This is a genomic window from Streptomyces sp. NPDC036815, assembly GCF_055609205.1.
Genome location: NZ_JBVJPW010000004.1, coordinates 74,892 through 87,446, shown reverse-complemented (window position 1 = coordinate 87,446; position 12,555 = coordinate 74,892). Strand labels below are relative to the sequence as shown.

At 72.4% G+C, this 12,555-nt stretch carries 13 protein-coding genes; 6 read left to right on the top strand and 7 right to left on the bottom strand.

Features of this window, described 5'->3' with window-relative positions:
• Positions 1-129: 129 nt before the first annotated feature.
• The 3 genes from ACZ69I_RS11360 to ACZ69I_RS11350 all read left to right on the top strand — a co-directional run bounded on the left by ACZ69I_RS11360 (position 130) and on the right by ACZ69I_RS11350 (position 1,573).
• The gene (locus tag ACZ69I_RS11360) at positions 130-1,155 is read left to right on the top strand and encodes a LacI family DNA-binding transcriptional regulator (RefSeq protein ID WP_467676016.1); all 1,026 of its coding nucleotides are present in this window, start codon (positions 130-132) and stop codon (positions 1,153-1,155) included.
• A 71-nt stretch (positions 1,156-1,226) separates the two neighbouring features.
• Positions 1,227-1,319 (top strand): CoA transferase, encoded by a 93-nt coding sequence (locus ACZ69I_RS11355; RefSeq protein WP_467676018.1) that lies wholly within the window; start codon positions 1,227-1,229, stop codon positions 1,317-1,319.
• A complete protein-coding gene (locus ACZ69I_RS11350; protein ID WP_467676020.1) occupies positions 1,316-1,573 on the top strand; it encodes a CoA transferase in 258 nt (85 codons plus the stop codon). The genes ACZ69I_RS11355 and ACZ69I_RS11350 overlap by 4 nt, the downstream gene beginning before the upstream one ends.
• On the opposite strand, the gene ACZ69I_RS11345 is transcribed toward ACZ69I_RS11350, so the two are convergent.
• The 3 genes from ACZ69I_RS11345 to ACZ69I_RS11335 form a co-directional block, all read right to left on the bottom strand.
• Positions 1,494-2,060: a YbaK/EbsC family protein gene (locus tag ACZ69I_RS11345; RefSeq protein WP_470831687.1), complete on the bottom strand. Its 567-nt coding sequence runs from the start codon at positions 2,058-2,060 to the stop codon at positions 1,494-1,496. The genes ACZ69I_RS11350 and ACZ69I_RS11345 overlap by 80 nt on opposite strands.
• A gap of 88 nt (positions 2,061-2,148) precedes the next feature.
• Positions 2,149-2,733 carry a helix-turn-helix domain-containing protein gene (locus ACZ69I_RS11340; RefSeq protein ID WP_467676024.1) on the bottom strand — a complete coding sequence of 195 codons (585 nt, stop codon included), beginning with the start codon at positions 2,731-2,733 and terminating at the stop codon, positions 2,149-2,151.
• 157 nt (positions 2,734-2,890) lie between these two features.
• The gene (locus tag ACZ69I_RS11335; protein ID WP_467676026.1) at positions 2,891-3,628 is read right to left on the bottom strand and encodes an acyltransferase; all 738 of its coding nucleotides are present in this window, start codon (positions 3,626-3,628) and stop codon (positions 2,891-2,893) included.
• A 168-nt stretch (positions 3,629-3,796) separates the two neighbouring features.
• Between ACZ69I_RS11335 and ACZ69I_RS11330 the strand changes: the two genes are divergently transcribed.
• Positions 3,797-4,330, top strand: a complete 534-nt coding sequence (locus ACZ69I_RS11330; RefSeq protein ID WP_470831685.1) for a gamma carbonic anhydrase family protein — start codon at positions 3,797-3,799, stop codon at positions 4,328-4,330.
• 86 nt (positions 4,331-4,416) lie between these two features.
• On the opposite strand, the gene ACZ69I_RS11325 is transcribed toward ACZ69I_RS11330, so the two are convergent.
• The 4 genes from ACZ69I_RS11325 to ACZ69I_RS11310 form a co-directional block, all read right to left on the bottom strand.
• Positions 4,417-5,100 carry a DedA family protein gene (locus ACZ69I_RS11325; protein ID WP_470831683.1) on the bottom strand — a complete coding sequence of 228 codons (684 nt, stop codon included), beginning with the start codon at positions 5,098-5,100 and terminating at the stop codon, positions 4,417-4,419.
• An 87-nt stretch (positions 5,101-5,187) separates the two neighbouring features.
• Entirely contained in the window at positions 5,188-6,888 is a 1,701-nt protein-coding gene (locus tag ACZ69I_RS11320) for a carboxylesterase/lipase family protein (RefSeq protein ID WP_470831682.1), read from the bottom strand.
• Positions 6,885-9,383 (bottom strand): beta-glucosidase, encoded by a 2,499-nt coding sequence (locus ACZ69I_RS11315; protein WP_470831680.1) that lies wholly within the window; start codon positions 9,381-9,383, stop codon positions 6,885-6,887. The genes ACZ69I_RS11320 and ACZ69I_RS11315 overlap by 4 nt, the downstream gene beginning before the upstream one ends.
• A 389-nt stretch (positions 9,384-9,772) precedes the next feature.
• Complete coding sequence (locus ACZ69I_RS11310; protein ID WP_389722346.1) at positions 9,773-10,231, bottom strand: DUF4442 domain-containing protein; 459 nt, start codon at positions 10,229-10,231, stop codon at positions 9,773-9,775.
• A gap of 103 nt (positions 10,232-10,334) precedes the next feature.
• On the opposite strand from ACZ69I_RS11310, the gene ACZ69I_RS11305 reads away from it, so the two are divergent.
• Both ACZ69I_RS11305 and ACZ69I_RS11300 read left to right on the top strand, forming a co-directional pair.
• Positions 10,335-11,342, top strand: a complete 1,008-nt coding sequence (locus ACZ69I_RS11305; protein WP_467676037.1) for a DUF8017 domain-containing protein — start codon at positions 10,335-10,337, stop codon at positions 11,340-11,342.
• Positions 11,343-11,415: 73 nt separating this feature from the next.
• Positions 11,416-12,456, top strand: coding sequence for a DUF8017 domain-containing protein (locus ACZ69I_RS11300; RefSeq protein ID WP_470831678.1), 1,041 nt, complete (start codon positions 11,416-11,418; stop codon positions 12,454-12,456).
• The last annotated feature ends 99 nt before the right edge of the window (positions 12,457-12,555 follow it).

Below are 12,555 nucleotides of genomic sequence, written 5' to 3'. Positions count from 1 at the left end.
GGTGGGGCGGTAACGGCCGGGCCTGGGGGAGGCGTTGAAGGCGCCTGCAAGGCTCTTGCAAGACGGCACTTTCCGCAAGCTTTCATCGGCAGTGTGCAATCCCCGCGCCGACAGGTACAGTCCAGTGCCATGACTGCACGGCTTGTCGACATCGCAGCCCACGCGGGGGTCAGTGAAGCCACCGTGAGCCGCGTCCTCAACGGCAAGCCCGGGGTGGCCGCGGCCACCCGCGAGGCGGTGCTCGCCGCCCTCGACGTCCTCGGGTACGAGCGGCCCGTACGGCTGCGCCGCCGCAGCGCCGGGCTCGTCGGCCTCATCACACCCGAGCTGGACAACCCGATCTTCCCGGCCTTCGCCCAGGTCATCGCGCAGGCGCTGACCCGCCAGGGCTACACGCCGGTGCTCGCCACGCAGACACCGGGCGGCTCCACCGAGGACGAACTCACCGAGATGCTCGTGGACCGCGGGGTCAGCGGCATCATCTTCGTCTCCGGCCTGCACGCCGACACCACCGCCGACATGACGCGCTACGCCGCGCTGCGCGGCCAGGACGTCCCCTACGTCCTGGTCAACGGCTTCTCCCCCGACGTCGCGGCCCCCTTCGTCTCCACCGACGACCGCGCCGCCATGCGCCTCGCCGTCACCCACCTGACATCCCTCGGCCACACCAGGATCGGCCTTGCGGTCGGCCCCAAGCGGTTCGTCCCCGTGGTCCGCAAGATCGAGGGCTTCCGCCTCGCGCTCCAGGAACGCCTCGGCCTCGCGGACGAGGAGTCGGAGGAACTGATCCAGCACTCCCTCTACACCCTGGAGGGCGGCCAGGCCGCGGCCACCACCCTCATCAACCGAGGCTGCACGGCCCTCGTGTGCGCCAGCGACATGATGGCCCTCGGCGCCGTCCGGGCCGCCCGCGACCTGGGCCTGGGCGTCCCCCGCGACATCTCCGTGGTCGGCTTCGACGACTCCCCGCTCATCGCGTTCACCGACCCGCCCCTGACCACGATCCGCCAGCCCGTCCAGGCGATGGGCCAGGCGGCGGTCCGCGCCCTGCTCGAGGAAATAGGCGGAACCCCCGCCCCGCACGGCGAGTTCACCTTCATGCCGGAGCTGGTGGTGCGGGGCTCCACGGGGTCAGGCATCAGAGGCCGAGGCTGAACCCACCGGACGCTGAGGAGGCTTCGGTACGACGAGGCCTTGTCAGCCGACCCGCGGGGTACAGACGCGGCATGCCCCCTCCCCACGTCAGCGGCTACGGCACGGACGGCCCCTGGGCGGACCGCACGGCGTACGACCTGCTCGTGCAGTCGCCGAATGGGTGAGCCAGCCCGCGTACTACACGCGCTACGGGGGCACCCAACCGCCGCGCGTCGGCGCGCGCCACGCGACGGTCGCGCCGTACGGCCCGTTCACCGCGTCCGACGGCAAGGACGTGCTGCTGTCGGTGCAGAACGAGCGCGAATGGGCGGCGCTCTGCCGCGAGTTCCTCGGCCGCACTAGCCGTCGGCCGCGACGCCGAGTCCCTCCAGGACGACCGCGTTCGGCAGCCCCGCCAGCACCTTGCCCGGCACGATGAGCTTGCCGCGCCGGCTGCCGCTGCCCACCAGGACGTGCGGCAGCCCGGCCACGGCGGCGTCGACGAGCAGCGGCCACGCGGCGGGCAGTCCGATCGGCGTGATGCCGCCGTACTCCATGCCCGTCTCCCCCGTGGCCGTGTCCATCGGCGCGAACGAGGCCTTGCGCGCGCCGAGTTGGCGGCGCGCGACGCCGTTCACGTCGACCCGTGTCCCGGACAGGACGACGCACGCGGCGAGCGTGGCCTCACCGCCCCGCTTGCCCGCCACGACGACGCAGTTGGCGGACTGACCGAGGAGCTCGGGACCGTAGTGCTCCAGGAAGGCGGCGGTGTCGGCCCACTCCGGTTCCGTGTCGACATGGATCAGCTCGTCGGCCGGGACGGGTCCGCTCCAGCCGCGCACGGCGTCGGCGACGGCCGGTACGAGCAGGTCGAGGACTTCGGGGGCCGGGCTCACGACGTCGAAGTTTCCCAGGGGAGCACGCATGGCGGCACGCTAACAGCCGCCGCGGACCAGCCGGTCGCCAGCCCTCCGTGAGCCCACCGTGCGTCCTCAGTGAGTCCTCAGTGAGTCCTCAGTGGGAGGGCGCGTGGGCCGGTGGCACCGAGATCGACATCGTCATCTCGACGGGCTCGGCGCCCCTGTTGTGGTATCCGTGCGCCACATCGGCCTCGAAGGTCACGGACATCCCGGCGGGCAAGGCGTGCTCCGTGCCGTCCACGATGAGCGTCAGCTCGCCGCGCGAGACGTGCAGCAGCTCGACGGTGCCGGGCGGATGCGCGTCGGAGTCCCTGCCCTCGCCCGGCGCCAGGTGCCATGACCACAGCTCGAAGGGCCCGCGCGCCTCGGTCCCGACGAGCAGCGTGGTGCTGCTGCCCGCGTCGGTGGACCACATGCGCACCGCCTGCTCCGGCGGCACGAGCCGGACCTGCGAGCCCTGTTCGTAGTCGAGGAGAGTGGTGATGCTGATGCCCAGGGCGTCCGCGAGCTTCACGGTGATGCCCACGCTCGGATTGGTCCTGGCCTGCTCGATCTGGATGATCATGCCGCGGCTCACGCCCGCGCGCGCGGCCAGGGCGTCGAGGGTGAAGCCCCTCTCGTTGCGCCGGCGCTTGAGGCTGCGGGCGAGCGACTGGGTCAGCTGATCGAGGTCCGACACATTTCCGTCCAGATTTCGGATGACAGGGGCCACGGAGGGGGAACCACCGTGCGGTGCTAGCAACCACCGTGCGGCGCGAACAGCCGCCACGCGGTCCACCCGATGATCCCAGATGGTCCACCACACCGTACTGCGAGGCCCGGCGCCCCGCCCCGCGTCAGCCCTCCCCCAACTCCCCGAGCGCGATCAGCTGTTCCGGCGTCACGCCGTCGGGAATCGGCACCGGCGCGGGCGTGCGCAGCGGCGGCTGCCACCCCTGGTCGGCGTCCCAGGTGCGCACGACCCGGGCGGGGGCGCCCGCCACCACCGCGTGGTCGGGAACCTCGCCCCGGACGACCGCGCCCGCGGCGACCACGACGTTGCGGCCGATCCGGGCGCCCGGCAGGATCACCGCGCCCGTCCCGATCCAGCAGCCGGGGCCGATCTCCACCGGCTCCATGCGGGGCCACTGCTTGCCGATGGGCGTGTGCGGGTCGTCGTAGGAGTGGTTGGTGGACGTCACGTACACGTAGGGGCCGAAGTAGCAGTCGTCACCGATGGAGACCGTCGTGTCCGCGATGACGTGGCTGCCGCGGCCGAGCACCACGCCGTTGCCGATGCGGAGGATCGGATCGGGGCCGAGGTCGAGGTCGGGCATCATCCCGGCGGTGAGCGTGACGTGCTGGCCGACGATGCAGTGGTCGCCGACGGTGATCCACGGCTCCCCGAAGACGGTGCCCTGCGGGAAGGCGAGCCGGGTGCCCTCGCCGATCGCGCCGAACCGCAGCCTGCCGGGGTGCGCGGCCGTCACCGCGCCGGTGCGCTGCACCCAGTCCCAGCCCGCGTGGACGGCGCGCTGCGCCAGCCGGCGGGGCCCGGCGGCAAGCGATGAGAACGTGTTCCTGTTCTTCGGCACCCGCTCACGTTACTCAGTGCCGCAAGGCCCCGCAGGCCGTCGGCCTGTGATCTTCACCCCACGCGACGGCCGAAGCCCCGGCGTCCCGTACGGTGCCGTCAGGCGCGACGCGTCGCGGACGGACACAAGAGACGAACACAAGAAACGGACACAAGAGGGGAAGACCCGATGGGCCACGAGGCACTCGTCACCGGCATCGGCGGCAAGGTCCCGAAGATCGACCAGGAGGCGTTCACCGCGCCCACGTCCGTCGTGCTCGGCGAGGTGACCCTGCACGCCGGGGCGAGCACCTGGTACGGCGCGGTGCTGCGCGCCGACTGCGGGCCCATCGTCGTGGGCGCGCAGAGCAACATCCAGGACAACTGCAGCCTGCACGTCGACCCGGGCTTCCCCCTCACGGTCGGGGAGCGCGTCTCGGTCGGGCACAACGCCGTCCTGCACGGCTGCACCGTCGAGGACGACTGCCTGATCGGCATGGGCGCGACCGTCCTCAACGGCGCGGTGATCGGCGCCGGGTCCCTGGTGGCGGCCCAGGCCCTCGTGCCGCAGGGCATGGAGGTGCCGCCCGGTTCGCTCGTCGCGGGGGTGCCCGCGAAGGTCCGCCGGACGCTCACCGACGAGGAGCGCGCGGGGATCACCCTCAACAGCACGGTGTACCTGGAGCTGGTCAAAGCCCACCGCGACGCGCATGCGGCGGGCTGACCAGGCATTCTGGTGACCAAGCGTTTCTTGGTGACCTGATCCGCCGGTTACCGGACCGATCGGAAACCGGTCGATGACCGGTCGGTTCAGTCGGTGGCGGTGACGGGACGCGGCTCGGCCGCCGTGGTCCCGGCCGCTCCGGCGGCCTCCTCGGCCTCCGGTTCCGCCGCCGCCTTCTTCGCCCGGCGCTTGACGAGCAGCATCGAGCCGATGCCGATCAGCACGGCGATGCCGAGCCCCACGTACGAGAAGCGCTTGAGCCAGTCCTCGGCGACGACGCCGATGTAGTAGATGACGGCGGTGGTGCCGCCCGCCCAGATGATGCCGCCGAGCACGTTGGCGATCAGGAACTTCCAGTACGGCATGCGCAGGACGCCCGCGAGCGGTCCGGCGAAGATGCGGAGCAGGGCGACGAAGCGGCCGAAGAAGACCGCCCACATGCCCCACTTCTGGAAGGACCGCTCGGCGCTCGCCACGTGGGCGGCGCTGAAGTGCTTGGGGAACTTCCGTTCCAGCCAGGCAAGGAGCGGCCGGCCGCCCTTGCGTCCGATGGCGTACCCGATGGAGTCGCCGACGATGGCGCCCACGGTGGCGCACGCCCCGAGGATCACCGGGTTGAGGTCGCCGTGCTGGGAGGACAGCAGCGCCGCCGAGACCAGGACGATCTCACCGGGCAGCGGAATGCCCAGGCTCTCCAGTCCGATGACGAGGCCCACCAGCGCGTAGATGCTGACGGCTGGTACCTGCTCCAGCCACTCCTGAACGTGCAACGCCGGTTCCTCCCGTGGTCCAAGTGTGTGTGCCCGGCGTGCGCTCCCCCCACGGACGCGCACGCCGGGCAGCCTACCCGGACGGGCTCACCCGGCCGGAACGGCGTCCCAGAGGCCGCACCGGTGCTCGGCGTGCACCGTCGTGCTGATCGCGGTCCCGCCCGCCGACGCGGTGCGCAGGGAGAGCACCCGCCCCGGCCGGGTCCGCTGGTCGGGCGCGGCGGGCCCGCTCTCGGCGCGCGGCACCCCGGTACGGATGAAGGAGCCCCAGTACTGCACCATCCGCCGCGCCAGCGCCCGCTGTTCGGTGTTGAACGGCGAGTCCAGGCCGAAGTGCTTGAAGAGGTACTGCACTTCGTTGACGTGCGTCGCGCCGAAGTCGAAGTCGGTTCCCAGCTCCCGCAGCGACGCGAAGGGCGGCGAGGTGCGGTCCGCGAACTCGTAGGCGTAGACGGGACCGCGGCCCGCGAGCGCCCTGTCCATGCGCAGTGCCGTGCACGCGAACATCCGGTCACCGACCGCCGCACCGTACGCGTGCGTGGGCGAGGCGTGGTCCGCGAGCGGATAGGTCCGCAGGACACGGCGGCCGAGCTCGGGCCCGTACTCCTCGGCGAGCACCGCCGGATACCGCTCGGCGGTCAGCGGCTCGCCCTTCCCGTCGAACCGGCCGAACGCGAACAGGCGGCCTTCGTCGCTGTTGGCGCCGTTCAGCACGGGCACCCCGGCCGCGCTCCCCTTCTCGTACGCCCGCGCGGGCTGTACCGGCAGGAACGCGCCGCCCACGACCGGACCCCAGTCGAAGCCTGCCTGCGCCGCGAGGATCTCCTTGGCGGACTTGCCCCGCAGACAGGCGAGGGCCGTCTTCGGATCCGGGCAGCCCGCCTTCTTCGCGAACGCCCTGCCGTCACCGGCCGCCCGCCGTCGCTCGCGGCCCGCGCAGTCGCCGTACGCGCCGCTCTCCACGATGCCCGCGCGGTACAGGCCGCGGGCGGTCGGCGAGGCGAGCAGGGTGCAGACGGACCGGCCGCCCGCGGACTCGCCCGCGATGGTGACGCGGCCCGCGTCGCCGCCGAACCGGCCGATGTTGGCGCGGACCCAGCGCAACGCGGCCTGCTGGTCGAGCAGCCCGTAGTTGCCGGACACACCGTCGGACGCCTCGTCGTCGAGGCCCGCTGCCGCGAGGAACCCCATTGCTCCGAGGCGGTAGTTGACGGTCACGACGACGGCGCCGGTCCGGCGGGCGAAGGTGTCGGGCACGATGTCCCGCCCCGCGCCCGCGGTCAGGCCGCCGCCGTGCAGCCACACCATCACGGGGCGGTGCGCGGCACGGCCCTGCGGCGTGTAGACGTTGAGGTCGAGACAGTCCTCGGTGTGGGTGGGCTTCTCGTAGCCGGGGTCCCAACTCGCGTCCTGTACACAGCGGTTGCCGAAGGTGGTCGCGCTGCGCACTCCGTGCCAGGCCCGCACGGGGCGCGGTTCCCGCCAGCGCAGGCGCCCGACGGGCTGCCGCGCGTAGGGGACGCCGAGGAACTGCCGGCCCTCGGCCGTGGACTCGCCCCGGATCCAGCCGGCGTCGGTGCGCACCAGTGTGCTGTCCGTGACGGCCGGGCCGTCCCGCCGGGGATCGGCCCCCTGCTGGGCCTCGGCCGACAGCGGAACGAGGGCGGCCGCGGCGGCCGCCACGAGGACGGCCCCCACCGACGCGAGGCGTCGTATCCGCCCGCCCGCACCACCCTTGCCCCTGCCCCTGCCCCTGCCCCTGCCCCTGCCCCTGTCGTTGCCCTTCATGAGCCGCCTCCCTTGACGACGGTGGACGCGGAGAGAATCAAGTCGCTTGCGGAGGTGCCCACTTGCACCGTGCGCCGGCCGGTGCCGCGCACCCAGCCGTGACGGTCGGAATCCCACGCCGCCAGGGCACGCCCCTCGACGTGGACGGTGACGCGCCGCCGCTCCCCCGCGCGCAGCGCGAGCCGCCGGTAGCCGCCGAGTGCCCGCTCGGCCTGGGGCAGGTCCAGGTCGGGCGAGGGGCCGACGTAGACCTGCGCGACGGTGACGCCGTGGCGGCTGCCCGTGTTGCGCACGGTGAAGCTCACGTCCAGCCCCCGCCCCGCCCTGCGGACGGCGAGATCCCGGTAGGCGAAGGCCGTGTACGACAGGCCGTGCCCGAAGGGGAAGAGCGGCCGCACGCCTTCGGCGTCGTACCAGCGGTAGCCGACGTGGATGCCCTCCGAGTACTCCTCGACTCCGTCGACGCCGGGGTAGCGGCGCGGATCGCCCGCCATCGGATGGTGGTCGTCGTCCACCGGGAAGGACTGGGTGAGCCGCCCGCCGGGGTCGCAGTCGCCGAACAGGACGGCGGCGGTGGCGGCCGCGCCCTCCTGGCCGGGGTAGTACATCTGCAGCACGGCGGCGGTCCGCTCCAGCCACGGCATCGAGGTCGCCGACGAGGTGTTCAGGACGACGGTGGTGCGCGGGTTGGCCGCGGTCACCGCCCGGATCAGGTGCTCCTGGTGGCCGGGGAGCGCGACGGTCGTGCGGTCCTGGCCCTCGGTCGCGTCCTCGTAGGCGAAGAGGATCACGCTGTGCGCGGCGCGCGCGGCCCGTACCGCCTCGGCGACGTCCGCCGCGCGGGTGCCGCCGGTGACGCGGCGGAGCCGGAACGTCTGCCCCTTCCCCCCGCCCTTCGCCCTGATCCGCAGCCGGTGCCCGTCGCCGGTGAGGCGCAGCGTGGCACGGCGCACGTTCAGCCCGTCGGGCGCACTGGAGACGAGGCCTCCGGAGAAGTACTCGCCGACGCCCGGCAGCGTCGGATAGAGCTCGGTGCCGTCGAGCTCCACCTTGGGCCGCTCGCCCGAGTAGTGGATGACGAGCGTCCACTCGTCCGGTTCCGCGGGTGTCAGCGTCCCGTCGTACGTCCACTCCTTCCCGGCGGCGACCCGCTGGCCCTCCGGGTCGAAGCCGGGGGTGAGCGCGCGGCGCGGGATGGCCTTGCCGTAGAGGTCCTCGCCCAGGGCGTACGTGACGTCGGCGCCGCGCCCGGCCCGTGCGGTGATGGCGTGGAGCGGGCTGTCCGCGCGGTCGGGGACGACGTGGGCGCTGCCGCCTCCGCTGACGAACGGGTAGCGGCCGGTGGGCCCGATGACGGCGATGTCGCGGGCGGCGCGGCCGGTCAGCGGCAGGGTCCTGTGCACGTTGCGCAGCAGGGTGGCGCCCGCCTTGGCGACCTCCAGGGCGACCGCCGCCCCGGCCTTCGCGTCGCGCCCCGGCCGCGGCGGCACGCTCTTGCCGAGCAGCCCGAACCGGTCCATGACGCGGAGGATCCGGCGCACCGAACGGTCGACCTGCGCCTCGGGCACGCTGCCGTTCCTGACGGCCTTCTTCAGGGCGGCCCCGTAGTACGCGTCGTCCGGCATCTCCATGTCGAGCCCGGCGGCGAGGGCGGCGGCGGTGCTGTGCTGGGCGAACCAGTCGGTCATCACCCAGCCCTCGAAGCCCCAGCGGTCGCGCAGGATGTCGTCGAGCAGCGTCTTGTTCTCGCAGGCGAAGGTCCCGTTGACCTTGTTGTACGCGCCCATGACGGCGCCGGTGCCTGCGGCGACGGCCGCCTCGAACCCGCGCAGTTCCGTCTCGTGCAGGGTCCGTTCGTCGGCGCGCACGTCGACGGACATGCGGTCCTTCTCCTGGTTGTTCAGGGCGAAGTGCTTGACGGTCGCGATGAGTCCCTCGCCCTGGATGCCCTTGATCTCGGCGGACACCAGGTCGGCGGCGAGCAGCGGGTCCTCGCCGAAGGTCTCGAAGTTGCGGCCCGCGTACGGCGTGCGGATGAGGTTGACCATGGGCGAGAGCAGCACGTCCTGCCCCAGGGCGCGTCCCTCGCGGCCGATGACCTGGCCGTAGCGGCGGGCGAGTGCGGGGTCGAAGGCCGAGGCGAGCAGGACGGGAGCGGGCAGGGCGGTGGCACGGGCCGTGACGCGGACGCCCGCGGGGCCGTCGGCGAGGCGCAGCGGCGGGATCTTCAGGCGCGGCACGCCGGGGACGTATCCCGCCTGACCGTGGCTCTTGGGGTCGGTGGCGCCGTGCAGCAGGGAGATCTTCTCGTCGAGCGTGAGCTTGCCGATGAGGGATTCGACGCGCGGGCCCGCGCCGGGGCCCTGTCTGGCGCGGGCGGCCGCGTGCGAGGGCACCGCCACACCGGCGGTGGCCGCGGCTGCCACGGTGATCGCACCGCCGGCCAGCCTGAGGGCTGACCGCCGGGACACGGAGCGGGACACGGAGTCGGACATGAGCCGTCACTTCCTTCTGTGCCTGATGCGCGAACACGACTGTGTGAAGCGTGTACACGTGCCAACGGCGGGTCGCTGTTCGGCCTTTGAACGCACTATGCGGCAGAACCGACTTGACACCCCGTTAGGCACCACGTGTGGCGGCGGGAAAACTATGACCGGAGATGACTCGTGTCAATAAGTTGAACAAGAAGCGCGGCCCGGCTCTGACGGGCGCGCCGCGCCGGGACTTCGGTGGCGGTGCACGGGCGGTGCGCTGGAGAGGCACGACAGCGGTGCACGAGCGGTGCGCGAGCGGTGCACGAAAAGAGGCCCGCGGCCGTGTCGTCGGACACGGCCGCGGGCCTCCGCGCGCCTGTGGGGTCGACCCGGGGCGACCGGGCCCGTTCTCAGCTCGGGTTGTTGGGCCGCAGCGTCCAGACCACGGTCATCTCGCCGGTGACGGCACCGTCCTCGCGCTGGATCTCGATGGCGACCGGGAACTCGGGACGCTTGCCCGCGTCCAGTTCGGCGATCACGTCGGCGACCGGGCGACCGAGGGTCGCCGTGGCCGTGACGGGTCCCATCGCCAGCTTCTTGTACGCGATCTCCGCGCTGACGGCGAGCGGTACGGCCCGCGAGAGCTCCGCCCCGAACGCGGCGAGGACGATGGCGCCGCTCGCGGACTCGCCCAGCGTGAACATGGCACCGGCGTGCGGGCCGCCGACGTGGTTGTGGTACTCGCCCTGGTCGGGCAGGGCCACCACGGCCCTGTCGGGCGTGGTCTCGCGGAACTCGAGGTTCAGGGTCCTGGCCATCGGAACCGTGGCGGCGAGCATCTCGCCGATCGACATCTGGTCTGCGCTCATGCGGTGATGTTACCCACGGGTAGCGTTTCTTGACCAGGACCCGTCTCACCTGGCGGCCGGGGCCGGTCCCGGTGTGGATCACCGTCACCTATCGTTGACGCCCATGTGGCAAGGAGAGCAGCCGCCCGGGGGCGAGCAGAACCAGCAGGGCCAGGGCCGGAACGACGGTCGCAACCAGGGCGAGAACCCGTACCGGCAGCCCGGGTACCAGCAGCCCAACCCGTACGGGCAGCAGGCCCCCTGGAACGCGCCGACCCTGCCCGGCGGCCCGCACGGCGCCCCGCCGGAACCCCCGCGCGGCGGCAACGGCAACCGCACCAAACTGATCGCCCTCGTCGCCGCGGGCGCGGTCGTGGTGGCCGCGGGCGTCACCGGCGCCCTGCTCCTCGGCGGCGACAAGGACGACACCGCCAAGCCCGACCCGACCGGGACCGCGGCCGTCTCACCGGCGCCCAGCGGCTCGGAGGACGACGCCAATCCCCGTACCGGCGACGGCATGCCCGAACCGGCCGTGGCCGGTTGGAAGGTCGTCGTCAACCCCAAGCTCGGCCTCGCGTTCGACGTGCCCGCCGAGTGGTCCCTGGAGTCGCGGGACTGGGCGGGCGGAGTCGTGGAGAACGAGGACGCCGAGGACGAATCGGCGGAGTTCCTCGCCGCGTACGCCGCCCCCGCCTACTTCAAGGAGAAGTGGTGCGCCAGCGACGAGGACCGGGACGGCACGAAGGACTACAGGCAGCTGGCGGCCGCGGGCACCCGGGGCAACCGCGGCGCCAAGAGCACCGGGGCGGTCGCGCGGCACGACGCGGCCAACTGGGTCTACGGCGTGTACACGCAGCCGGACAGGAAGACGGTCACCACCGGGCCGACCGAGACGTACACCACGAAGTCGGGCATCAAGGGCAGCCTGGTGAGCGCGAGTTCGTCCGGCGTCGAGAAGCAGGGCAAGTGCGACTCGGACGGCAAGGCGACGGTGTTCGCCTTCAAGGACTCCCGGGGGAAGTTCGTGTCCTGGTCGTTCCACGGCGCCAAGGACGTCGCGGACGAACTCCCGGACGCCACCGTGCGGAAGATGCTCTCGACGGTGCGCGAGTACAAGGCTTCCGAGAACTGAGAACCCGCCTTCGAGCGGGGCACGTCGGGGCCGTTGTGATCTTGCGGGACCGGCACCCGTATCGTGTCCCGCCATGTGGCCAGGACAGCAGCCGCCCGGGGGCGAGCAGAACCCGCAGGACCGGAGGCAGAACCCGTACCAGCAGCCGGGGTACCAGCAGCCGAACCCGTATCAGCAACCGGGGTATCAGGCGCCCCACCCCTACCAGCAGCCCGCGGCCGGGCCGCAGGGACAGTGGAGCGCCCCGACCGCGCCGACGGGCGCCCCGCAGGTTCCGGGCGGCGGCGGTGACGGAGACCGGGGCGGCAGGGGCAGGACCAGGATCGTCGCGCTGGTGACGGCCGCCGCCGTGGTCGTGGCCGCCGGGGTGACCGGCTTCCTGCTGTTCAGTGGCGATGACGACAAGGACGCCAAGGCCGGCTCCCCCGCCGAGGCGGGTTCCCGGAAGCCGGAGCCGACCGCGGACGGCGGCAGCGCCGACGGTGACGGCGGGCGCGGCACGGACGGCGATCCGAAGCCGACCATCAAGGGCTGGCGGGTCGTGGTGAACCCGAAGTGGGGCACCGCCTTCGACGTGCCGCCGGAGTGGGAGGTGCAGAACCCCGGCTCCGCGATCGCCTTCGAGGACATCAAGACCGGCAAGCCGCTGATGACCATGTCGGCCCCCGCGTACCTGCGGCCCAAGTGGTGTGTCGTCGACGAGGACAAGGACGGCAGGACCGAGGACCACGAGCTCGCCGCCGTGGGCACCAAGGGCGCCAAGGGGGCGAGGAACAGTGCCGAGGTCGCGGTCAACCAGGTCGGCTGGTGGGTCTACGGCGGGTACACCCAGCCGGACAAGAAGAGCTTCACGAACGACGACAAGGCACAGCCGTACACCACCGCCTCCGGCATCAAGGGCAGCATCGCCCGGGCCAGGTCCAAGAACACGCCCCAGCGGGGCAAGTGCGCCACCGACGGAAAGGCGATCACCTTCGGCTTCAAGAACTCCGCCGGTGAGTACGTGTCGTGGAGCCTCTACGGCGCCACGGGCGTGGCGGACGAGCTGCCCGAGAAGACGGTGATGAAGATCCTCAGCACGGTCCGCACGTACGGAGAGCCGACGAACTCCTGACCCGGCCCGCCCGTGTCGGGTCGAGTACGGGGGAAAAGTGCGGCCGCCCGGTGAAGAACCGCGCCATTTGACCGGCTTCTCCCGTTACGGCGGTCGCGC